The following is a 22,498-nucleotide window of genomic DNA, read 5'->3' as shown; positions in this document are numbered from 1 at the left end:
TGTTTATCTCAGGAACATCAGTAGAAACAATAGTTCAATTTTTCCTTGTTGCATACGTTCTATGGCACGGTAGATCATTTTTCGCACACTTTTGGGAGTGATATTAAGTATTTCGGAAATTTCTTGTATGGAGAGTGCTTTGATAAAGCGCAAATATATGACTTCCCGCTGCTTGTTTGTCAGTAAATTCAATAGGTTTTCAACCTCTTTCTCATAGTTTCTTCTTTCTTCTTCATCTTCCATTAAAGCTTCGGCATCAACTTCTATTTTGAAATCATATTCGACTTCTTCATCTAAGCTAAGCCAGTTCGCCTGTTTACGTAAAGATGTTATTATCTTGTTCTTGAGAGCACTAAACAGATAGGATTTCGGAGAACCGAGAATTTCTATTTTATCAGCCGATTCAAACAAATGCAAAAAGAGATCATGTATTGCATCTAATACAAAATCTTTTTCCACTCCGAAGGCTATTCCATAGGCGAACAACTCATCTATATAGTTCTCATACCATTTATCAATTTCTGATTTGATATTTGACATTTCGTATTGGTACAGTGAAATTCAAAACCGCAAAAATATAGAATCTCATTCGAATAGGCAATGAAATATCAAGGCTACGCACCAAAATTGTAATTGCCTTAGTTGTTCAAGAGGGTGACCGTATCACAATTTTCTAAGGTCATGATCTCTATACGGAGTTTTCACAAATCCTCTATCACTCTATCACTACGAAGGTTATGGCTATTAATATTCAAGCGTTAGAGGCAGTGATACAGGACGTTTTCCTCTATCACTCCTCTATCACTTCTGACACATGGTGCTTTTGTCATATAATTGAAAACCAGTGTATTGCCTTCTTTTGCTTTTGAAAAAGCATATGAAATAATCGAATAAACAAATGTAAAAACGAATATAACAGGTATTAAATTGGCGAAATACGATTCTTCATTTCACAAAAGCCCTCTCTTTATTTCGCAGAAACAAGCAGATAATTCCGTAAACACCCCCATGTTGCCATCCTTAACATCCGGGTGTAGAGGGTCGGTACATCCGGGTGTAAGAGGGGGCAACATGGGGATGTCCGGCAACAAAAGTGCCTTGCCGGACAATCAAAACCACCCGGTTTTACCTATTTTTATAGCCGTTTTTAGAGAAAAAGGCTCTGTTTTTTCTTTGGTATATTTCATGCGATTTCCGGGTTTTGGTGCGGTTGCCCTGGTTGTTCAAATCTGTTTGAGAGGATTTCCGGCTTTTTTCCTATCTTTACCGCCAATTAAGCAGTATCAGGAAAATTACGAAGATTTCCGCCATAAATGCATGCTTCGCCTAAAGAATTAAATCTCTTATTAATATAGTAATTAAGCAAAAAAATGAAACGTATAGTTTTTTTGGATTATGTACGCGTGTTCGCATGTTTCCTTGTTATGGTCGTTCACGCCAGTGAAAACTTTTACGGTGCCCCCGGTTCGACGGACATGGTGGGACCGCAAGCCTTTCTGGCAAATGAGTCAGACCGGCTATGGGTGTCCATATACGATGGGTTTTCGCGTATGGCCGTGCCGTTGTTTATAATAGTCTCTGCTTTTCTTCTTGCGCCGATGAAGGAAGGGCAGACCATGTGGCAGTTCTATCGTCGGCGTTGTATCCGCATTCTACCACCGTTTTTCATATTCATGATACTCTACAGTACTCTGCCGATGTTGTGGGGGCAGATTGATGGAGCGACCTCGATCAAGGATCTGTCGCGGATATTTCTGAACTTCCCGACACTGGCCGGGCATCTATGGTTTATGTATCCCTTGATCAGCATTTACCTGTTTATTCCTATCATCTCGCCCTGGTTGAGCAGAGTGACGGTCAAAGAAGAACGTTTCTTTATCGGGTTGTTTCTCTTGTCGACCTGTATGCCATATCTGAACCGTTGGTTCGGAGAAGTGTGGGGACAGTGCTTTTGGAACGAATACCATATGCTGTGGTATTTCTCCGGTTACTTAGGCTATCTTGTGCTCGCACATTATATACATGTCCATCTGACCTGGAACCGTTCCAAACGTTTTATTATCGGAATTGTTTCGATGCTCATTGGTGCAGCTATTACCATATATTCGTTCTATGTTCAGGCCGTTCCCGGAGAAATACTCCCCACGCCCGTGCTGGAAATAGGGTGGGCTTTCTGCACCATCAACTGTGTGTTGCTTACGGCCGGCACGTTCCTGATGTTCAGTTGTATTGAACTTCCCGAAACTCCGCGCTTCGTATTGGAACTCTCTAAACTCAGCTATGGGATGTATCTGATGCATATCTTTTGGCTCGGTCTGTGGGTGGCGGTGTTCAAGTCCGTCTTGCCGTTACCGACTGTTGCCGCCATTCCTGTGATTGCGACATGCACGTTCATTTGCTGCTTCGTGACAACCAAGGTTATTTCGCTCATTCCGGGCGGCAAATGGATCGTCGGGTAGAATATATTCGTTTGTTACTTTCGATTTTCACTTTGTAAAGGGTAAAAAGATCGTTATCCCTTCATTTATTCTAAAATATTCTAAAATCAGCGACAGCAATTCTGTAATCAGTGGCAGTGATTATATAATTGCTGTCGCTGATTTTGTAATTGCTGCCATTGATTACAGAATATTTCGTGTGTCCGTACCGAATTTTGGCGGTCGAAATAGAGCGTATCAGAAAAAAAGTTTACATTTGCCACCGAATCGGTTCTGTATTTCCCGTTCGGGAATATGGATTAAAAGGGAATCGGGTGTAAATCCCGGACAGTCCCGCTGCTGTGAAGCTCCGTTTTAACATCTTGGAACTACTTTCGCCACTGACTTGTTATAATTAAGTCGGGAAGGCTTCAGGATGGGAGTCAGTCAGAAGACCTGCCGTTCATTATAAGGTTCATATCCTCGTGGGTTAGGCTATGGATGCGAAACATAAATACAATAAATATGATAAGAAAAGTTCTGATTGCGAATCGGGGCGAGATAGCTGTGAGGGTTATGCGCTCCTGTCGCGAAATGGGGATACGGTCGGTGGCTGTTTTTTCGGAAGCAGATCGGACAGCACGTCATGTCCTTTATGCCGACGATGCGGTCTTGATAGGACCGGCAGCATCAAAAGATAGTTACCTGAATATCGAAAAGATCATCCGAGCAGCCAAGCAACACAAGGTGGATGCGATTCATCCCGGATATGGTTTCCTGTCCGAGAATGCGGATTTTGCCCGCCGGTGCAAAGAAGAAGGAATCGTCTTTATCGGCCCGTCGGCAGAAACGATGGAGGCGATGGGAGATAAAATATCCGCCCGCAAGCGGATGATAGACGCCGGCGTGCCGGTCGTCCCTGGCACGCAGCAGCCTTTGCAGGATGTTGGAGAAGCATGCCGGGTCTGCCGGGAGATCGGTTTTCCGGTCATGCTGAAAGCCTCGATGGGAGGCGGTGGAAAGGGAATGCGTCTGATCCATAAGGAAGAAGAGGTGGAAGAGGCTTACAACGCCGCTCGCTCGGAGTCGCTCTCTTCTTTTGGTGACGATACAGTTTATTTGGAAAAGTACGTGGAGGGACCACATCATATCGAGTTCCAGATTTTAGGCGACAATTACGGGAATGTGGTCCATCTCTGCGAACGCGAATGCTCTGTGCAACGCCGTAACCAGAAAATTGTCGAGGAAAGTCCGTCGCCGTTCATTACGCCGGAACTGCGGAAAGAGATGGGCGAGAAGGCGGTTGCGGCTGCTAAGGCCGTCGACTATTCCGGTGCCGGGACGATCGAGTTCCTGGTCGATAAACACCGTAATTTTTATTTTCTCGAAATGAACACCCGTTTGCAGGTGGAGCATCCGATTACCGAAGAGGTGTTGGGGCTCGACTTGGTAAAGGAGCAGCTTCGTATTGCCGACAACGAACCGTTGCATATCCGGCAGGAAGATATATCCCAGCGTGGGCATGCTATCGAATGCCGGATCTGTGCCGAAGATACCGCCAACAATTTCATGCCATCTCCCGGCATTATCCGCCAGCTGACCGAACCGAACGGGATCGGAGTGCGAATCGACAGCTATGTCTATGAAGGCTATGAGATTCCGGTCTATTATGACCCGATGATCGGCAAGCTGATCGTGTGGGCTACCAGCCGCGAGTATGCGATCGAACGAATGAGGCGTGTCTTGCACGAATACAAGATTACCGGGCTGAAGACGAATATCAGCTATCTCAGGCGGATCATGGATATACCTGATTTTGTGCATGGAACCTACGATACGTCGTTTATCGGAAAGCATGGCGAGGAGCTGCAACATCCGGTGAACCCCGGAGACGAGCATGAATCGGAAAATATCGCCATGATCGCTGCTTATATGGATTACCTGATGAACCTGGAGGAGAACGCATCGGGCTCTTCGGCGGACAACCGCCCGATCAGCCGTTGGCGTGAGTTCGGGTTGCAGAAAGGTGTGTTAAGGATTTGAAAAATTGTTTATAATGGAAATACATATTGGAAACCGGGTGGCTGATGTGGAGCTGCTTGGAAAGGATGGAAACAAGGTGCGGCTCGACATAGACGGACAGCCCTACGAGGTGGATATCGTGATGGCTGAGAACGGGGCTTGTTCGATCTTGCATGACGGACATTCTTACAATGCCGAGCTGATCCGTTCGGGAGGAGGAAAGAACTATCAGGTCAACACGCTTTTCTCCTCTTATTCGGTCGACATAATCGATTCGCAGGCCAAATATCTACGTATGCGCAAGAACAGCGAAGAGAAGCAGGGCGACAAGGTTGTATCGCCGATGCCCGGAAAGGTCATGAAGATTCCTGTGAACGAAGGAGACCTTCTGTCTGCCGGGGATATCGTGGTGGTGCTCGAAGCCATGAAGATGCAGAGCAACTATAAGGTCAGCTCTGATTGTCGGGTACGTGAAATCCTGGTGAAGGAAGGAGACACGGTAAACGTGAATCAGGTGTTGATGACATTGGAAGTAATTAATCAGGAAGGAAATGCAGAAAGAAGAGATATATAAGAAGTTTGAAGAACTAGATAAAGTGGCTGCTCTGGGTGGCGGCGTAGTTCGTATCGATAAGCAACATGAGGCGGGGCGTATGACAGCCCGTGAACGTATTGATATGTTGCTGGATAAAGGTACGTTTGTTGAACTGGATAAGTTCGTGACGCATCGATGCACGAATTTCGGCATGGAGAAAAACAAGATTCCGGGAGACGGTGTTGTTTCTGGATATGGTAAGATCGAAGGTCGTCAGGTCTTTGTCTACGCCTACGATTTTACAGCTTACGGAGGAACGCTCAGTTCGACCAATGCCGCCAAGATCGTAAAGGTTCAGACGCTAGCTCTGAAAAATGGTGCGCCTGTGATCGCATTGAACGATTCGGGAGGTGCGCGTATCCAGGAAGGAGTCGGTAGCCTGGCAGGTTATGCGTCGATCTTCTATCAAAATACGATGGCCTCTGGGGTGGTTCCCCAGATTTCGGCTATCCTCGGTCCTTGTGCCGGTGGAGCTTGTTACTCGCCGGCACTGACCGATTTCATTTTTATGGTGAAAGAGAAGAGCCATATGTTCATAACCGGACCGGATGTCGTGAAGGCCGTTACGCATGAGACGGTGGAGAAAGAGGAATTGGGAGGCGCCTATGTGCATAGCAGTAAAAGTGGCGTGACGCATTTCGTGTGCGATACGGAGGAGGAAACGTTGATGAGTATCCGCGAGCTGCTGAGCTTCCTGCCGTCAAACAATATGGAGGATGCGCCGTCTCTCCCGTGTTCTGACGATATCCGTCGTGAAACGGAAACGTTACAGACGGTGATTCCCGATGATCCGAACGTGCCGTATGATATGAAGGACGTGATCGAGCCGGTGGTCGACAATCATTATTTTTTCGAAGTGATGTCTCATTTTGCAAAGAATGTGGTGGTCGGCTTTGCCCGTCTGGGTGGCCAGTCGGTTGGTATTGTGGCGAATCAGCCGGCTTTCCTAGCTGGTGTGCTGGATATCGATGCCTCGGACAAGGCGGCTCGTTTCATTCGTTTTTGCGATTGCTTCAATATCCCGCTGGTGACGTTTGAGGACGTACCCGGCTTTTTACCCGGCTGTCAGCAGGAGCATGACGGGATTATCCGCCACGGGGCGAAGATCGTTTACGCTTATGCCGAGGCGACAGTTCCCAAAATTACGTTGATTACGCGTAAAGCTTACGGCGGCGCTTATATCGTGATGTCGAGCAAACCGATCGGCGCCGACATCAACTTGGCTTACCCGATGGCGGAAATCGCAGTGATGGGAGCCGAAGGGGCTGTCAATATCCTGTACCGGAAAGCGGAAGGAGAAGAAAAAGCACAGGCTATGAAGGCATACAATGAACAGTTCTCGAATCCTTATCGAGCAGCCGAATTAGGATTTATCGATGAGATCATCATGCCCCGTCAGACACGTTACAAGTTGATACAGGCGCTTGAAATGGCAAAAAATAAGAGCCAGAGCAATCCGCCAAAGAAACATGGCAATATGCCTTTGTAAATCAAGGACGTCGATTTGAAAATTATAAATAACTAACATGGTGAACAAAAGAATCATTCGACAGAATCAATAGAATTGATTAGAGGAAGGCTTGCTTGTGAAAGTCAGCCTTCTTACTTTTGTGCCCGCATTTAATAGAGAAAAGACAAAAAGGATGGAAAAAGAGACTTTGACAGACCGGGAGGTCTTGTTGTTACGGAGAAAACTGGACTTATTACTCCGTACGGGAAAATTGCTGATGGAGAGTGCCGCGGATACGAACCGCATCGAACGGAACATGAAGCGTGTGGCTGCTTTTATGGGGATTCCTGAAGAAAAGCTTCATCTGGATATCAGATGGACGATGATTATGGTGAATGTGAGCGACGAGACACATTCCTTTTCAAAATTTCAGAAGTGTGAGAAGCATGGTATCAATATGACGACCATTACGGAGGTCAGCCATCTGTCATGGAAGGCGATTGAACAAGACTATTCGTTGGACCAGTATGAGGAAGAGCTTGAGCGGATTGCGCGTAAACCTCGTAACTATATGCCTTACCTGGTGGCAATCGGTGCCGGGTTTGCTTGTGGCGGTTTCTGTAAGTTGTTCGGCTGTGACTGGATCGCGTTTTTGTTCGCTTCTATTTGTGCATTTGTCGGATTCCGTGTCCGAGCGCGTTGTATCGAGTTCGGGATAAATGTGTATATGAGTATTGCGATTGCGGCGTTTGTGGCGACTTGTCTGGCGTATGCTTCTTCTTTTTCGGGGCTGTCATCCACGCCTTACCATCCGTTGCTGGCTTGTGCTCTGTTTATCGTGCCGGGAGTACCGTTAATCAATTTTGTGGATGACATGATTGACAATCATTTGCTTGTCGGGATTACGCGGGCGGCCAATACGATGATGATGGTCGGAGCGATGACGTTCGGGATTGCTTTTGCCATGCGGGTGTTGGTAATGAACGATATAGAGATCGACCATAAGTTCAGTGAATTGAGCATGGTGCCGCACGATCCTTATTATATTTATGCCATTGCAGCGGCTATTGCAGCGATGGGTTTTTCAATGATTTTCAATATCCAGCGACGTTTGTTGTGGGTTGTGGCTTTAGGGGGGATCATTGCAGTGTGTACCCGTAATTTTGTGAATTTTGAGTTGGGATATGGTCCGGTGATCGGTTCGTTTATGGGAAGTTTTGTCGTGAGTCTGATTGCGGTAAAGGCGGTTCATTGGTTCGATGTCCCCAATCATGTGTTAACGATCCCGTCTGTTATCCCGATGATTCCGGGAGTACTGATGTATCGTTCGTTGTTTGCTTTTATCAACCTGCACGGGGTGATTGGTGAAGTGACCAATGCTTTTGCTAACGGGATCAATTCGGCTTTAATTATCCTGTGTATCTCTTTAGGTGTTGCCGTTCCGAATATCTTCGCTCGTCGCTACATTGCCAAAGACCGCCAGCGTTATCTTGAAGAAGAACTTGAAAAACGCAGGCAGCGTGGTAAGTTCATTGAATGGTAAGGAGATTCATGAATTATGATTTATGAGTTATAAAAGATTCATAAATCATAATTCAGTTCCAACAAGACAGTCTTGTTGGCTTTTAGGGAAGCTTTGACATCGATCAGGCGTTGGTTGCTGCTGCCACGGAAAAGAAGGCTTTCATCGCGTAGGGCTTGTTTGAATTTACCATCTACCAAGACGTCGATGTATTTGAGCAGCTCTGCCTGTTTCGGATTGTCCAGAAGACGTTCGAAAGTATAGCCGGTATAACACCAGATGTTTTTCCGGCTTTTTTCTTTGATCGCCTGTGCCAGCTTGGTGAAACCTTCCGGTTGGAACATGGGGTCGCCGCCGCTGAAGGTCACGTTGGCAAAGTCGTCTGCCAAGACCTTCGTTAGAATCTCTTCCGTCGATATTTGTTTCCCCTTTTTTATGTCCCACGATTCGGGATTATGACAGCCAGGACAAGCGTTCGGACAACCTGCCGCATAGATCGCGGTCCGGAATCCCGGACCGTCGACAGTTGTATCTTCTATGATATCAATGATGGAAAGCACTTTGGAATTTGAAAATTAAGAATTGAAAAATAAAATGCTTGACTTATAAGCTTCAATTCTTGGTTTATAATATAACTGTTTATATCTCTCGCAATCTTCAATTTTTAATTATGGACGACCCTGTCGTTCAGTTCTGCCAGTTTCGCTTTGTTCCAGCGATCTGTCGTACCGACCAGGTAACCGGTGATGCGCTGTAGTTTGTCGAGATGGGTGCTGCCGCATTTCGGACATTTCTCCAAATGGGTTTCCGCATTTTCGTAGCCGCAGTCGAGGCAGCGGTTACGATTGTGGTTGACGGAACCGTAGCCAATATTATAACGGTCCATCATATCGACAACTTGCATGATCACTTCCGGGTTATGGGTCGCGTCTCCATCCATTTCGACATAGAAGATATGGCCTCCGCGTGTCATCTCGTGATAGGGAGCCTCCACTTCTGCCTTGTGGCGGGCGCTACATTTGTAATAAACGGGTACATGGTTGGAGTTTGTATAGTAGTCGCGGTCCGTGATACCGGGCAACGAACCGAATTTCTTACGGTCACGACGGGTAAATTTGCCCGACAAGCCTTCGGCCGGTGTTGCCAGTACGCTGTAATTATGCTGGTATTCCTCTGAAAACTGATTGGCCCTGTTACGGATATAGCTGACGATCTTCAGGCCTAACTCCTGCGAAGCCGCATCTTCGCCGTGGTGTTTGCCGGTGAGGGCGACCAGGCATTCTGCCAGGCCGATAAAACCGATCCCCAATGTACCCTGATTGATAACGGGTGCGATCGTGTCGTTCGGTTTCAATTTCTCGCTACCCAGCCAAAGAGATGACATCAGCAACGGGAACTGTTTGGCATATGCCGTTTTTTGGAATTCCATGCGCTCGTGTAGTTGGCGGGCGGTTATATCCAGCATGTGGTCGAGCTTGGCAAAGAATTGGGCGATCCGTTCTTCCTTGTTTTCAATGTGCATGCATTCGATAGCGAGGCGTACGATATTGATTGTCGAGAAAGAGAGGTTACCGCGGCCGATAGATGTTTTCGGACCGAAGCGGTTCTCGAATACACGCGTGCGGCATCCCATGGTCGCAACTTCGTGCATATAACGTTGCGGATCATCGGCACGCCAGTCTTCGCTCTGGTTGAATGTCGCGTCGAGGTTGAGGAAGTTCGGGAAGAAACGGCGAGCTGTAACCTTGCAGGCAAGCTGGTAAAGGTCGTAGTTACGGTCTTCCGGCAGATAGCTTACCCCGCGTTTCTTTTTCCATATCTGAATCGGGAAGATGGCCGTTTCGCCATTGCCGACTCCGCGATATGTGCTTTTCAATATCTCGCGAATGATACAGCGTCCTTCAGCAGAAGTGTCCGTTCCGTAATTGATGGAACTGAATACTACTTGGTTGCCTCCACGAGAATGGATGGTGTTCATATTGTGGATAAAGGCTTCCATCGATTGATGCACGCGGCTGACAGTTTTATTGACGGCATGTTGGATGATACGTTCGTCGCCACTCAATCCTTCGAGCGGACGATTCACATAGTCATCCAGTTTCTGCTGGTAGAGATGTGAATAATTCTGTCCGTTCAGTTCTTCCAGGTTCTTGATTTCTTCGATAAAACTATTGCGCACGTAAGGAGCCAGATAGAAATCGAATGCCGGGATCGCCTGACCACCATGCATTTCGTTCTGGGCTGTTTCGAGCGAGATACAGCCTAAAATACTGGCTGTTTCGATACGCTTTGCCGGGCGTGATTCGCCATGTCCGGCTGAAAAACCGTATTTCAGGATGTGGTCCAACGGATGTTGTACGCATGTGAGGCTCTTGGTCGGATAATAGTCTTTATCATGGATATGCAGATAGTTGTTTTCTACCGCCTCCTTGACCTCTTCGCTCAACAAGTAATCGTCGACGAACGGCTTGGTCGTTTCGCTGGAGAACTTCATCATCATGCCGGCAGGCGTGTCGGCATTCATATTGGCATTCTCGCGGGTGATGTCGTTGGATTTGATATTGATGATCTCCAGGAACATATCGCGTGTCTTGGCTTTGCGGGCGATGCTGCGCTGGTTGCGGTAAGCTATGTATTTTTGTGCAACGTCTTTGCGGCTACTGTTCATCAGTTCCAACTCGACAGCGTCTTGGATGGCTTCGACAGTCATTTGCGAGTCGCCTTTGAAAGAAATATGATCCGTGATCTGGCGAACCAGCTCCCGGTCTTCCCCGTTTTCTGTGTGCAACATCGCTTTGCGGATAGCTGTTGCTATCTTTTCTTCGTTGAATCCAACGATACGTCCATCACGTTTAATAACTGTCTGAATCATGATAAATTTATTATTGAGGTTTGTGAATTTTGTAGTTGCAAAAGTATATAGTATAACAATATGGTAAACTTTTTGGAAAACTTTTATGCAGTTAAAATATGTCAATTCGCTGATATACAATTATATATTTTGAGTAATTGGAAAACTTTAAATGGCTATCATGTTTTAATGTTGTCCAAAAGTGTATATCTTTTTCAACTTTTCGTGTATAATGTGGAAAACTTCTGAAGGAAGTGTTAACGTGAAAAAATAACTTGGAAAAGAGATACACGCTATGCTTTTTTTGTCTAATTTTGTCTTCGGATCGGTTTCGTATGATCAAATCAGATGATACGGATTAAAAGGGAATCGGGTGAAAATCCCGGACAGTCCCGCTGCTGTGAAGCTCCGTTTCAACATCCTGAAAACTACTTTTGCCACTGGCTTATGGTTATAAACCGGGAAGGCTTCGGGATGGGAGTCAGTCAGAAGACCTGCCGTTCATTAAAGGCTATTCTTTCCTCGTGGGGTAGGAGAATGGTTCGAAAATGTTTCTAACTTCATAAATAGTAAAAAGATGGAAAAACTTTGCTTGTGTTGTGGCACAAAGTTTTCCGGCAATATTGATTTATTGTCAGGCGACTTTGCTGCTACTTATTTTTCTATACATAAATAGTATTGTTATTCGTTGTTAGAATATTGTTCAATAGTAATTAAAGTAAGAAGCTCCGTCGAAGTGATTCGCCGGAGTTTCGTGTTTTTTAAGCGCATAGCCGGACGTTTTTTTTACTGTCCTCCCATAATATCCAACAGCTCGTTGGTGATAGCCTGCTGGCGGGTTTTGTTGTATTGCAGGGTTAGTTCCTGAATCAGGTCATTAGCATTGTCGTTGGCCGTTTGCATCGCCATCATGCGGGCGGCATGCTCGGATGTCGTTGTGTCGAGTAATGTCGTGTAAATCGTTAGGTTGAGCAGCTTCGGAAAAAGCAATGCCTGAAGGCTTTCCGGCGACGGTTCCAGGATGTAATCGGTTGTCGGGACGGTGTTTTCAACCGAGGCCTGTGGCAGGGTGACCGGCAGATAGACTTTATGGGTCAATACTTGTGTGGCCATATTCTTGAAATGATGGTAAAGCAGCTCCACTCGATCGGCCTTACCCGAAGAAAAGAGCTCCATCAGTTTTCCGGCGAGGCGGACAGCCTCTTCGTACGAAGGTTTCTCTCCTAAATGCAGGAAATCGTCTTCAGTCGTATAGCCAGCCTTGTGCAATTCGTCGGCAATCTTTTTCCCGATGGGGTAGAGGCAGACGGCGGTGTGTTGTGCTTCTAATTCGTGCAAACGGGCAGATAGCTCTTTCCATACGTTGGCATTGAACGTGCCGCATAGTCCGCTGCTGGATGAGAAAACGGCGATAGCGACCTGTTTCACCTCACGCTTTTCAGTGTAAGGTGATTCCAAGTCGCATTCCGCATCTAAAAGACCGTTTAAGATGGCGGAAAGTTTGTTTGCATAAAGGAGTGTGTGTTCGGTTAGCGTCTGGGTATGATGGAGCTTCGCTGAAGATACCATTTTCATGGCTGCGGTGATCTTTTGCGTACTCCGGATAGACGCGATCCGAACTTTTATTTCTTTTAATGATGCCATAATCCCTTTTTTTAATTGACAATTAGGTGTCGCTTGTTGTAATTGTCCATTGTCAATTGTTCATTGTCAGTTGTTTTGCTGTTTCTTCCAGTTTCTTCCGGATATCGTCGTTGATAGTTCCGGTTTTCAGGATGTCCAGTACGTCGTGCTGGTGTGATGTATGCAGTTCGTGCAGGAATTCCTTTTCGAAGTCGTGCACTTTATCCAACGGGACTCCTTTCAGCAATCCCTGTGTACCGCAGTAGAGGATGGCGATCTGGTCTTCTACAGGCATCGGGCTGTATTGGGGCTGTATCAGCAGTTGCGTGTTCTTTTGTCCTTTGTCGATTGTGAAAGCCGTAACGGCATCCATCTCACCGCCGAATTTGGAAAACGATTCCAGTTCGCGAAACTGTGCCTGGTCGATCTTCAGCGTTCCAGCCACCTTCTTCATCGCCTTTAGCTGGGCGTTACCTCCTACACGAGATACCGAGATACCGACGTTGATAGCCGGACGGTTTCCTTGGTTGAAGAGGTCAGTTTCGAGGAAGATCTGCCCGTCGGTAATGGAAATGACGTTCGTAGGGATGTAGGCTGACACGTCACCCGCCTGGGTTTCGATGATCGGCAGGGCAGTCAGGGAACCGCCGCCTTTTACCTTGTCCTTCATGCTGTCCGGCAGGTCGTTCATCTGCCGGGCCACTTCGGGCTGATTGATGATCTTGGCAGCTCGTTCGAGCAGACGGGAATGCAGGTAGAAGATATCTCCCGGATATGCCTCGCGTCCGGAAGGACGGCGTAGGATCAGGGAGACCTCTCGATAGGCGACTGCCTGTTTCGAAAGATCGTCGTAGACGACCAAAGCATGACGTCCGCTGTCCCGGAAATATTCACCGATGGCGGCACCCGCAAAAGGAGCGAAATATTGCATGGCTGCCGGATCGGATGCTGTCGCGCTGACAACGATCGTATAGTCCATCGCGCCTTTTTCTTGCAACGTGTTGACAAGCGAGGCGACGGTAGAACCCTTCTGTCCGATTGCTACATAGATGCAGTAGACCGGATTTCCGGCTTCGTAGCTGCTGCGTTGGTTGATGATCGTATCGATGGCGATGGAGGTCTTTCCGGTCTGGCGGTCTCCGATGATCAGTTCGCGCTGTCCGCGTCCGATCGGGATCATTGCATCGACAGCCTTGATACCGGTCTGTAACGGTTCATTGACGGGCTGGCGGAAGATAACCCCCGGCGCCTTGCGTTCGAGTGGCATCTCACAGGTTTCTCCCGTGATTTCCCCTTTTCCGTCGATAGGGTTTCCGAGCGGGTCGATCACACGTCCGATCATACCTTCGCTGACATTGATGGAGGCAATACGTCCTGTGCGTTTGACGATGTCGCCTTCCTTTACCTGGTCTGTTGGTCCCAGCAGGACAGCTCCCACGTTGTCCTCTTCCAGGTTCATCACGATCGCTTCCATCCCGTTGTCGAACTGCAGGAGTTCGTTAGCCTCGGCATTGTCGAGACCGTAAATCCGGGCTACGCCATCGCTCACCTGGAGCACCGTACCTACTTCTTCCGTCCGGATACCGGTACTGATCCCTTCCAATTGCTGGCGCAGGATGGCGGAAACTTCACTCACTTTTATCTGATCTGTCATACTTCTTTCTGTTTTTATCTGTTTTCGAGTAACCGGCTACGGATATCCCGTAGCTGTGTCGCATAGCTGGCATCTATCCGGTAGTTCCCGATACGCAGGCGAAAACCGCCGATCAGCTCCGGTTGTACAATGCCGGAGAATTCGATGGTGCTGCCTGTCTCTTCCTTCAGCTTGTTCTGGAGATGTACTTTCACTTCCTCGCTTACCGGAACTGCGGTACTGAACTGCACGCGGGTGATGCGTTTGTCTTTCCGGTACAGGTGGATATAGATATGCGCCATGAAGAGCAGGAGGCTTTCCCGTTTATGTTCCAGTACGAGGTGCATGAAACGTTCATACAAGTCGGAGACCTCTATGCCGCCTGCCGCTGTCAGCAGCTTGAGCTTTTCCTCTGCCGGGAGGATCGGATTGCCAAGGGCGACCCGCAGTCCGGGTTCGAGCGAGAAGCTGTCTGCCAGCATCTTCATATCATCGTATACCCGCGTTTCCAGTCCTTTCTCCTTCGCTAAGGAGAAAAGGGCTTTCGCATACCGGGAAGAGATTGTTCCTATATCCATACGTTACGATTTACAAAACGATACCTCATCCAACAGCCGGTCGATGATTTGTTGTTGTTCCTTGTCGCGGCTGATCTTTTCTTTCATCACCTTCTCTGCTATGGCGATCGAAAGGTCGGCAATCTCGGAACGGACCTCGCGGATTGCTTTCTCCTTCTCTTCGCGGATACGTCGGGCTGCCTCTTCCACCTGCAAACGAGTTTCGGCGGCAGCTTTCCGGTGAGCTTCGTCGATGATTTGTTCCTTTTCGGCAAATGCTTCTTTCAGGATGGCATTCTGTTTTTCCTTTGCTTCGGCAAGTATCCGGGCCCCTTCGGCCTGGATATTGGCAAGCTGTTCATTCGCCTGGCGAGCCGTTTCAAGAGAGTTGTCGATGTAGGCTTTCCGTTGTTCCACTGCCTTGATGATGACAGGAAATCCGTATTTGGAAAGGATGACAAAGACAATCCCGAATGAAACGATCATCCAGAACAGAAGTCCCGAATCCGGTGTTAATAATGACATAACCTGTTACTTTTTATTGGAACAAAGCCAGGAAACATACCACGATGGCAAACAACGCCACACCTTCAACCAGAGCTCCCATGATCAACATCGAGGTACGGATCTCGCCCGCTGCAGAAGGCTGGCGGCCGATTGCTTCGACAGCTCCTTTTCCGATCAGACCGATACCTATACCTGCACCGATAGCGGCAAATCCCGCTCCGATTGTTGCTCCCATCTTCGCTATGCCCATTCCGGCAGCTGCTTGTAATAAAATAGTCGATAACATTGTGCTTTAAACTTTAAATTAGTAACCTAATATATTTAATCTTTAACCTTAGCCAAACCTATATAATTGGCTGACAATAATGTGAATATATATGCTTGCAGACAAGCCACCAGCAATTCCAGACAGTTCATGAACGCGCAGAACAGCACCGAAACGATCGTCATTCCGAAATTCACCAACAACCCCATCGATACCGTGATAAAGATCAGGCAGGTGAGGGCGAGGATGATCGTATGTCCTGCCATGATATTGGCAAACAGACGGATCATCAGAGCGAACGGCTTGGTGAATACGCCGAAAAACTCGACAAAAGGCATGATTGGCAATGGCAGTTTCAGATAGATCGGTGCTTTCGGCCAAAATATCTCTTTCCAATATTCCTTTGTCGCAAACAGGTTGACAGCGATAAACGTACATCCCGCCAAGACGGCCGTGACCGCAATGTTGCCGGTGATGTTGGCCCCTCCCGGAAAGACCGGGATGATTCCGATCAGATTGTTGATCAGGATAAAGAAGAAGACCGTCAGCAGATAAGAGGAAAACGGCCTGTACTCTTCTTTGCCGATCGACTCCTTGATGACGCCGTCCTGTATGTAGGAAATAATCATTTCCATCAGGCCGGTAAACCCGCTCGGAACCTGGTTCGGATGTTTCTTGTACCAATGGGCGGTCCGTAGAACTACGAACAGCAGGATGCCGCAACTCAGGAACAGGCCGCAAACATTCTTGGTCAGCGACAAGTCGACCGGGCGCACCTCTTCTCCGCGGCTGTTCTTTTCCACCACCTTGCCGGCGTGTTCGCCTTCTGTAGCGATATAATAGTTGTGATGCGCTTGGCCGTGATGTAAATGGTGGGAGAGGAACATGTCCCATCCACGCTCTTCACTTTTGACCAATATCGGCAGAGAGATGGCGATCTCCTTTCCGTTCCATTCGGTAATATGCCAGGTGTAAGCGTCTTGGATATGCGAAAAGACAATATCCTGGACATCGATGCCTTCCTCTTTGGAATCAGCATGAGCCGGGGCCAGAAAACAGAGCCACATCAGCAATACTATCCATATCAACCTGTTATTTTTGATATTGTTCATCATTTTCCTTTTTCTCTCTTTTCATTCTTTTCTTCTCGAACAGATAAACCGTATACGTTTCCAATCCCAAATAGATAAAATAGAAAAGCATCAGGGTGAAGCCGAACATTCTCAAATTTTCTCTGACCAGTGCGGCATAAAGCCACAGGAAAACAACGGCAAGGGTGAACTTGCAGAAACGGACTACCATGAAAGCGGTAATCGTCACATCGCCGTTTTTTCTTTTCTTCCGGTCAAGTATATAGGTCATCACAATTGCCATCACCCAGTAAAAGATCGGAATGGAAGGATACCATTTGAAATAATGATCCGGCCAGATCGTGTATAATAATCCTCCTAACGTCACACCGATGGCTGCATTGATAAATGTAATCAATCCCATCAGCTTTAATTTTAACCATCCAGTCATGTCGTCGTATATACTTTTATTTATTCGATGCAAACAGATATGTAATCATCCTTAACCTCTACGAATCCGCTCTTGATAGCCTGTTCGCCTTTTTTGCCATCGTGTTCATATTGGATGGTTCCCTGTCGGAGGGCGGCTATCAGCGGGGCATGATGGGGGAGGATATCAAATGAACCGGCCGTGCCCGGAAAGGAAACACGCTCTGCTTCGCCTTCGAAAAGAATGCCGTCCGGTGATACAATTTCCAATCTCATATCCATTTTTAATTTGCTTGTTCAGCCAATCGCTTTGCTTTTTCCATCACGTCCTCGATCGTGCCTACGTTCAAGAAAGCCTGTTCGGGGATATCGTCCGTCTCTCCGTCCATGATCATCTTGAATCCTCGGATCGTATCTTCGATGGAGACCATGACGCCCGGTACACCGGTGAATTGTTCCGCCACGGAGAACGGCTGTGAAAGGAAACGCTGTACACGGCGAGCGCGGTTGACGGTCAGGCGGTCTTCGTCGGAAAGTTCTTCCATGCCGAGGATCGAGATGATGTCTTGCAGTTCCTTGTTGCGTTGGAGGATTTGTTTCACACGCTGTGCCGTTTCGTAATGCTCTTTGCCCACGATCAACGGGTCCAGGATGCGCGAAGTGGATTCCAACGGGTCGACGGCCGGATAGATACCGAGTTCGGTGATCTTACGGCTCAATACCGTGGTGGCATCCAGATGTGTAAAGGTCGTTGCCGGAGCCGGGTCCGTCAGGTCGTCTGCTGGCACATAAACTGCCTGAACGGAAGTGATGGAACCTTTCTTAGTGGAAGTGATGCGTTCCTGCATGGCTCCCATCTCGGTGGCCAGTGTCGGCTGGTAACCGACGGCGGACGGCATACGTCCCAGCAGGGCGGATACTTCCGAACCGGCCTGTGTGAACCGGAAGATATTGTCGATAAAGAAAAGGATGTCTTTTGTTTCCCCCTCTGCCGCCAGGTCACGAAAAGACTCGGCGATCGTCAGTCCTGAAAGGGCTACCGAAGAGCGGGCTCCCGGCGGTTCGTTCATCTGGCCGAAGACCAGTGTCGCCTGCGACTTGGCCAGTTCATCATAATCGATCTTGGACAAATCCCAATGACCTGCCTCCATGCTTTTCTTGAATTCTTCGCCGTAGCGGATGACTCCGGATTGGATCATCTCGCGCAGCAGATCGTTTCCTTCGCGTGTACGTTCACCCACACCAGCAAAGACGGAGAATCCGTTGTTCTTCTTCGCGATGTTGTTGATCAACTCCATGATCAGGACCGTCTTTCCTACGCCAGCTCCCCCGAACAGACCGATCTTGCCTCCTTTGGAGTAAGGTTCGAGCAGGTCGATCACCTTGATACCGGTGTATAAGACTTCACGGCTGGTGGTCAGGTCTTCGAACTTGGGCGGTTCACGATGGATCGGAAGAGCCCCTTTCTTGTCGAGTTCGGTCATTCCGTCAATGGGATTCCCCGTTACGTTCATCAAACGCCCTTTTACCTGGTCGCCGACCGGCATCGTGATGGGCGAACCGTGCGAAATGGCTTCCATTCCTCTCTTCAGTCCGTCTGTCGTATCCATCGCTACGGTACGGACCGTGTTTTCCCCAATATGCTGTTGGACTTCCACAATCAGGATTTTTCCATTGGGGCGGGTTATCTCCATTGCATCGTGAATGCGGGGAAGTGTTATCTTTTCTTCCTTGCCATTATCGAAATGAATGTCCACGACCGGACCGATAACCTGTGAGATATAACCTTTTATTTCTCCCATACAATCTCTTTTTTCCTTAATCCTATTCAAATCTTCAGCTGCAATATTACGAATTATGAATTTCCGAAAACCGGAAATATTACTTTTTGAGTCTTTTTGTACTTAGTTAAATATTCAACTAATTTCAACCTCTTCTAAAATGAACCAATCGAGTTCTGAAATGAACCAAAATAGTAGGAATAGCTTATTTTGTAAACCATAGAGATAGAAGATTCTAAGCATGATATGCCGTTTTGTTGGCGAAAAACAGATGAAATGTTTTACTTTGTTAAATAAAAAGGATTACTCATCTGTTTTTTCTACCTTTGCAATCGGATTATGGTGTAACCGTATTTGCTTCCGCTGACGGTTAGTAAAAGGGAATCCGGTGAAAGTCCGGAGCTGTACCCGTAGCTGTAAGTTCTGAAACCCCGGCAAATCTTGTTGCCACTGGTGGTTCAATTGAGAATTGACAATTTGAACACCGGGAAGGCTGCCGTTAGTTGGTAATTGTCCATTATCAATTATCAATTGAAAAGGGGGGAACAAGCCAGAAAACCTGCCATTATTCGGTATCCGGTTCCTCGGGTAAAGGAACTGATGAATCGAAAAGGTATGCAGAATATATTTGTAAAACGATTGTCGGGCCTGTTATGTGCCTGGCTATTTCCGTTTGCCGCTTTGTATGCGCAGGTAGACACGACGACCTATCACCAGCTTTCGGGTGTCGAGGTGTTAGGAAAGGTACGCCCTTCCACCACCCGTGAGAGTACACCGCTTCAGGTGATGGACAAGGCTGGGATCGAACGGCTCGGTGTGCAGGACTTGTCGGAAGCCGTAAAACGCTTTTCCGGTGTGACCGTACAGGATTACGGAGGTATAGGAGGTTTGAAAACCGTTTCCGTCCGCAGCCTCGGTGCCAAACATACGGCTGTCTGCTATGACGGGGTGACGGTCACGGATGCACAGAGCGGCCAGGTGGATATCAGTCGCTTTTCACTGGACAATGTCGATATGATCTCCCTGTCGATCGGTCAGGCCGACGATATCTTCCAGACGGCACGGATGTACGCTTCGGCAGGGGCGTTGAGCATAAAGACAAGTCGGCCCGTATTCACTGATCGTTCGTACCATCTGAAAGCACAAGTAAAAGCCGGTTCGTTTGGTTTGGTAAATCCTTATTTACGGTATGAGCAGAAGCTGGGGAAAAAGTGGTATACTTCTTGGCACGGCGATTATTTACGAGCGGATGGGAATTATCCATTTACGTTGGTGAATGGTAATTTGATAGAAAAGAAGAAGAGATACAACAGTGATATCGAATCGTGGCGTACGGAATTGAATTTTACAGGTGATTTAGGGAAGTTCGGTACATTATCGATGAAAGGATATTATTTTGACTCCCATAGAGGATTGCCCGGATCTGTAATATTTTATAATGATTATTCGGGTGAACGTTTGTGGGATAGGAATGCTTTTGCACAGATTCATTATGAGAATCATATAACTGAAAAATTTACTTTCCAGGCACAGGCTAAATATAATTATTCGTGGATGCGCCATTTGGATGTTGATAATAAATATGAATCGGGACGACAGGATGATCGATATACACAAAAGGAATATTATCTTTCTATTTCGGGGCTATATTCTTTGGCTGATCATCTTTCTTTGGCTGTAGCTGAAGATTATTTCATTAATTCATTGGATAATACAATTCCAGAATGCCCGTTCCCAAAACGATATACGTCTTTGACGGCTTTGGCTATCCAGTATAAAGATCCGAGACTGACTGCTACTACCAGTTTGTTAGGAACATATATAACCGAGAATGTAGAGAGAGGAGACAGACCGTCTGATCGTAAACGATTATCTCCTGCTGTAAGTCTTTCTTGGCGAGTTCTGTCAGACCATAACTTCCGTTTACGAGCCTCTTATAAAGATATATTTCGTGTTCCGACTTTTAATGATCTATATTATTTGAGGATAGGCAATACTGATTTGAAGCCGGAACGGGCGACTCAATACAATGTAGGTATGACATGGAGTGGTTTGTTGCCTTTTATTAATTATCTGAATGTTTCAGTAGATGGTTATTACAATCGTGTGAGTGATAAGATCGTTGCTATACCGACAATGTTCATTTGGAAAATGATGAATATGGGAGAGGTCTCGATCGGAGGAATTGATGTGAATTTATCGACAGAAGTTCCTCTGTGGAAAAATATCTCCTTAACCGGACAAATGTCTTATTCTTGGCAACATGCGATAGATATAACAGATGAAACAGAAAAGAACTATCGGGATCAAATACCTTATACCCCCAAACATTCGGGAAATTTTTCTGCGGCATTGCAAATGCCTTGGATTAATATTTCTTATTTATTGACAGTGGTTGGAGATCGTTATGCCAGTCCGCAAAATATAGAGAGAAATTTGATAGATCGTTATGCAGAACAGACTGTTTCGTTAAACCGGACGTTTACTTTTGGATCTTGTTCTTTGCGGTTACAATTTGATATTATAAATATAGGTAATATAAATTATGATGTGGTAAAGTACTATCCCATGCCTGGACGTTCTTTCCGAGGAGGACTTGTTTTTATATATTAAGACTAGATATTGATTAACAAACAATTAATGTAATTGAAAATGAAAAAGAATTTTTATTGGTTTGCTTGTTTTGCTTGTGCAACTGTTGCATTAGCGTTTTCTTCTTGTAATGATGATAAGATAGAACCGGATATAGAGGTTCCGACAGAAGTGACAGGGGTTTATATTCTGAATGGCGGTGATTATGGAGGAAACAATGCTGGGATTTCTTATTTAGACTCAGAAGGGAAGGTAACTGAAGATATTTTTAAGAAGCAAAACAATCGTGCTTTAGGCGATATGGGGCAGCATATGATTAAATATGGTTCGAAACTATATGTATCGATGTATGGCTCGAAAACTGTTGAAATCTTGGATGCAGCAGATGCCACAAGTCTGAAACAACTGACTTTGACAGACGATCAAGGAGCAATACGTCCTCCTCGTATGTTTGCAGCTTACAATGGTAAGGTATATCTGACAACATTCGATGGTTATGTGGCTAAAATCGATACTGCATCGATGGCTGTTGAAGGCTATGTAAAAGTTGGACCTAATCCGGATGGTATAACGATTGCTAATGAGCGCATCTATACAGCTGATACAGATGGTATGAATTGGCCGAGCCAAAGTACTAGAGTCTCTGTTGTCGACATAAATAGCTTTGAGTTTGAAAAAACGATTACAGTATCATTGAATCCGAATTATATCTATTCAGATTCCGATGGGGATGTATATGTTATTTGCATGAGCGACTATTCAGATGACAAATCGTATATTGTACAACGTATTGATGCTAAAACTGACGAAGTAAAGACTGTTGAAGGTATTAAGGCTTATAAAATGACAGTTGCGGATGATATCGCTTATATCATGTTTAATGATTATTATGCAAATGAAGTGAAGTACTATAAATATGATTTGAAAAATGAAAAATTGCTAAGTGATAATTTTATTACGGACGGAACAGTAGTCAGCTCTCCTAATGGCATCGGGGTAGATCCGGTAACAGGTGATATCTATGTAGGAAAAAGTAATAAGAAGAATAACGGTGATGTATATGTCTTTTCTTCTGAAGGAAAGCTGAAATCTCAGTTTGAAACGCTTCCTTATCCGGCCGATTTTGTATTTATGACTAATAAGTAAAAATATATTCACTTGAAACGAATTTGTTTTTTCGTAAT

At 46.4% G+C, this 22,498-nt stretch carries 20 protein-coding genes and 3 riboswitches; of the genes, 8 read left to right on the top strand and 12 right to left on the bottom strand.

Going from position 1 to position 22,498, the window contains the following annotated elements; all coding sequences use genetic code 11:
* Positions 1-3: 3 nt before the first annotated feature.
* Entirely contained in the window at positions 4-540 is a 537-nt protein-coding gene (locus BHV83_RS01845) for an RNA polymerase sigma factor (RefSeq protein ID WP_005650715.1), read from the bottom strand.
* Between the two features lie 387 nt (positions 541-927).
* Here BHV83_RS01845 and BHV83_RS01840 point away from each other — a divergent pair, with 387 nt between their 5' ends.
* The 6 genes from BHV83_RS01840 to BHV83_RS01815 all read left to right on the top strand — a co-directional run bounded on the left by BHV83_RS01840 (position 928) and on the right by BHV83_RS01815 (position 8,027).
* On the top strand, positions 928-1,338 hold the full coding sequence (locus BHV83_RS01840) for a hypothetical protein (RefSeq protein WP_286755752.1): 411 nt from the start codon (positions 928-930) through the stop codon (positions 1,336-1,338).
* A gap of 32 nt (positions 1,339-1,370) precedes the next feature.
* Positions 1,371-2,459: an acyltransferase gene (locus BHV83_RS01835; protein ID WP_005650712.1), complete on the top strand. Its 1,089-nt coding sequence runs from the start codon at positions 1,371-1,373 to the stop codon at positions 2,457-2,459.
* 230 nt (positions 2,460-2,689) lie between these two features.
* A riboswitch (cobalamin riboswitch) is annotated at positions 2,690-2,895 on the top strand.
* A 47-nt stretch (positions 2,896-2,942) separates the two neighbouring features.
* Entirely contained in the window at positions 2,943-4,460 is a 1,518-nt protein-coding gene (gene accC / locus BHV83_RS01830) for an acetyl-CoA carboxylase biotin carboxylase subunit (protein ID WP_138273129.1), read from the top strand.
* Between the two features lie 13 nt (positions 4,461-4,473).
* Positions 4,474-5,013, top strand: coding sequence for an acyl-CoA carboxylase biotin carboxyl carrier protein subunit (locus tag BHV83_RS01825; RefSeq protein ID WP_005646738.1), 540 nt, complete (start codon positions 4,474-4,476; stop codon positions 5,011-5,013).
* On the top strand, positions 4,991-6,523 hold the full coding sequence (locus BHV83_RS01820) for an acyl-CoA carboxylase subunit beta (RefSeq protein WP_005633024.1): 1,533 nt from the start codon (positions 4,991-4,993) through the stop codon (positions 6,521-6,523). Before BHV83_RS01825 ends, BHV83_RS01820 begins: the two co-directional genes overlap by 23 nt.
* A gap of 154 nt (positions 6,524-6,677) precedes the next feature.
* Positions 6,678-8,027, top strand: a complete 1,350-nt coding sequence (locus tag BHV83_RS01815) for a threonine/serine exporter family protein (protein WP_005646742.1) — start codon at positions 6,678-6,680, stop codon at positions 8,025-8,027.
* 38 nt (positions 8,028-8,065) lie between these two features.
* On the opposite strand, the gene nrdG is transcribed toward BHV83_RS01815, so the two are convergent.
* The 11 genes from nrdG to atpD form a co-directional block, all read right to left on the bottom strand.
* Complete coding sequence (nrdG, locus tag BHV83_RS01810) at positions 8,066-8,566, bottom strand: anaerobic ribonucleoside-triphosphate reductase activating protein (protein WP_005633029.1); 501 nt, start codon at positions 8,564-8,566, stop codon at positions 8,066-8,068.
* A gap of 104 nt (positions 8,567-8,670) precedes the next feature.
* Positions 8,671-10,878 carry an anaerobic ribonucleoside triphosphate reductase gene (locus BHV83_RS01805; protein WP_046452522.1) on the bottom strand — a complete coding sequence of 736 codons (2,208 nt, stop codon included), beginning with the start codon at positions 10,876-10,878 and terminating at the stop codon, positions 8,671-8,673.
* Positions 10,879-11,166: 288 nt separating this feature from the next.
* Positions 11,167-11,373: riboswitch (cobalamin riboswitch) on the top strand.
* Positions 11,374-11,643: 270 nt separating this feature from the next.
* On the bottom strand, positions 11,644-12,501 hold the full coding sequence (locus BHV83_RS01800) for a F0F1 ATP synthase subunit gamma (protein ID WP_286755740.1): 858 nt from the start codon (positions 12,499-12,501) through the stop codon (positions 11,644-11,646).
* 52 nt (positions 12,502-12,553) lie between these two features.
* On the bottom strand, positions 12,554-14,134 hold the full coding sequence (gene atpA / locus BHV83_RS01795) for a F0F1 ATP synthase subunit alpha (RefSeq protein WP_195292945.1): 1,581 nt from the start codon (positions 14,132-14,134) through the stop codon (positions 12,554-12,556).
* A 14-nt stretch (positions 14,135-14,148) separates the two neighbouring features.
* Positions 14,149-14,691 (bottom strand): F0F1 ATP synthase subunit delta, encoded by a 543-nt coding sequence (locus BHV83_RS01790; protein WP_005633035.1) that lies wholly within the window; start codon positions 14,689-14,691, stop codon positions 14,149-14,151.
* Positions 14,692-14,694: 3 nt separating this feature from the next.
* Positions 14,695-15,195, bottom strand: coding sequence for a F0F1 ATP synthase subunit B (gene atpF / locus BHV83_RS01785; RefSeq protein ID WP_005633036.1), 501 nt, complete (start codon positions 15,193-15,195; stop codon positions 14,695-14,697).
* Positions 15,196-15,208: 13 nt separating this feature from the next.
* On the bottom strand, positions 15,209-15,463 hold the full coding sequence (gene atpE, locus BHV83_RS01780) for an ATP synthase F0 subunit C (protein WP_005633044.1): 255 nt from the start codon (positions 15,461-15,463) through the stop codon (positions 15,209-15,211).
* Positions 15,464-15,498: 35 nt separating this feature from the next.
* The gene (atpB, locus tag BHV83_RS01775; protein ID WP_005646756.1) at positions 15,499-16,557 is read right to left on the bottom strand and encodes a F0F1 ATP synthase subunit A; all 1,059 of its coding nucleotides are present in this window, start codon (positions 16,555-16,557) and stop codon (positions 15,499-15,501) included.
* Positions 16,535-16,963, bottom strand: a complete 429-nt coding sequence (locus BHV83_RS01770) for a hypothetical protein (RefSeq protein ID WP_005633048.1) — start codon at positions 16,961-16,963, stop codon at positions 16,535-16,537. Before BHV83_RS01770 ends, atpB begins: the two co-directional genes overlap by 23 nt.
* A gap of 20 nt (positions 16,964-16,983) precedes the next feature.
* Complete coding sequence (locus tag BHV83_RS01765) at positions 16,984-17,217, bottom strand: F0F1 ATP synthase subunit delta/epsilon (RefSeq protein ID WP_119216304.1); 234 nt, start codon at positions 17,215-17,217, stop codon at positions 16,984-16,986.
* Positions 17,218-17,225: 8 nt separating this feature from the next.
* A complete protein-coding gene (gene atpD, locus BHV83_RS01760; protein WP_005633052.1) occupies positions 17,226-18,743 on the bottom strand; it encodes a F0F1 ATP synthase subunit beta in 1,518 nt (505 codons plus the stop codon).
* Positions 18,744-19,045: 302 nt separating this feature from the next.
* A riboswitch (cobalamin riboswitch) is annotated at positions 19,046-19,303 on the top strand.
* Between the two features lie 34 nt (positions 19,304-19,337).
* Here atpD and BHV83_RS01755 point away from each other — a divergent pair.
* Both BHV83_RS01755 and BHV83_RS01750 read left to right on the top strand, forming a co-directional pair.
* Positions 19,338-21,335 (top strand): TonB-dependent receptor plug domain-containing protein, encoded by a 1,998-nt coding sequence (locus BHV83_RS01755; protein ID WP_036724435.1) that lies wholly within the window; start codon positions 19,338-19,340, stop codon positions 21,333-21,335.
* A gap of 39 nt (positions 21,336-21,374) precedes the next feature.
* Positions 21,375-22,460 (top strand): DUF5074 domain-containing protein, encoded by a 1,086-nt coding sequence (locus BHV83_RS01750; protein WP_005633060.1) that lies wholly within the window; start codon positions 21,375-21,377, stop codon positions 22,458-22,460.
* The last annotated feature ends 38 nt before the right edge of the window (positions 22,461-22,498 follow it).

Source organism: Parabacteroides sp. merdae-related_45_40 (genome assembly GCF_001915675.1).
Note: the sequence above shows the minus strand (reverse complement) of the source record. Positions and strands in the feature narration are given on the sequence as shown.

Coding starts and splice junctions, on each gene's coding strand:
- BHV83_RS01800 (WP_286755740.1), bottom strand. CDS start 12,501: ATGGCATCATTAAAAGAAATAAAAGTTCGGATCGCGTCTATCCGGAGT.
- atpE (WP_005633044.1), bottom strand. CDS start 15,463: ATGTTATCGACTATTTTATTACAAGCAGCTGCCGGAATGGGCATAGCG.
- BHV83_RS01755 (WP_036724435.1), top strand. CDS start 19,338: ATGCAGAATATATTTGTAAAACGATTGTCGGGCCTGTTATGTGCCTGG.
- atpB (WP_005646756.1), bottom strand. CDS start 16,557: ATGATGAACAATATCAAAAATAACAGGTTGATATGGATAGTATTGCTG.
- atpF (WP_005633036.1), bottom strand. CDS start 15,195: ATGTCATTATTAACACCGGATTCGGGACTTCTGTTCTGGATGATCGTT.
- atpD (WP_005633052.1), bottom strand. CDS start 18,743: ATGGGAGAAATAAAAGGTTATATCTCACAGGTTATCGGTCCGGTCGTG.
- BHV83_RS01820 (WP_005633024.1), top strand. CDS start 4,991: ATGCAGAAAGAAGAGATATATAAGAAGTTTGAAGAACTAGATAAAGTG.
- accC (WP_138273129.1), top strand. CDS start 2,943: ATGATAAGAAAAGTTCTGATTGCGAATCGGGGCGAGATAGCTGTGAGG.
- atpA (WP_195292945.1), bottom strand. CDS start 14,134: ATGACAGATCAGATAAAAGTGAGTGAAGTTTCCGCCATCCTGCGCCAG.
- BHV83_RS01805 (WP_046452522.1), bottom strand. CDS start 10,878: ATGATTCAGACAGTTATTAAACGTGATGGACGTATCGTTGGATTCAAC.
- BHV83_RS01815 (WP_005646742.1), top strand. CDS start 6,678: ATGGAAAAAGAGACTTTGACAGACCGGGAGGTCTTGTTGTTACGGAGA.
- BHV83_RS01845 (WP_005650715.1), bottom strand. CDS start 540: ATGTCAAATATCAAATCAGAAATTGATAAATGGTATGAGAACTATATA.
- BHV83_RS01790 (WP_005633035.1), bottom strand. CDS start 14,691: ATGGATATAGGAACAATCTCTTCCCGGTATGCGAAAGCCCTTTTCTCC.
- BHV83_RS01835 (WP_005650712.1), top strand. CDS start 1,371: ATGAAACGTATAGTTTTTTTGGATTATGTACGCGTGTTCGCATGTTTC.
- BHV83_RS01770 (WP_005633048.1), bottom strand. CDS start 16,963: ATGACTGGATGGTTAAAATTAAAGCTGATGGGATTGATTACATTTATC.
- BHV83_RS01765 (WP_119216304.1), bottom strand. CDS start 17,217: ATGAGATTGGAAATTGTATCACCGGACGGCATTCTTTTCGAAGGCGAA.
- BHV83_RS01750 (WP_005633060.1), top strand. CDS start 21,375: ATGAAAAAGAATTTTTATTGGTTTGCTTGTTTTGCTTGTGCAACTGTT.
- BHV83_RS01825 (WP_005646738.1), top strand. CDS start 4,474: ATGGAAATACATATTGGAAACCGGGTGGCTGATGTGGAGCTGCTTGGA.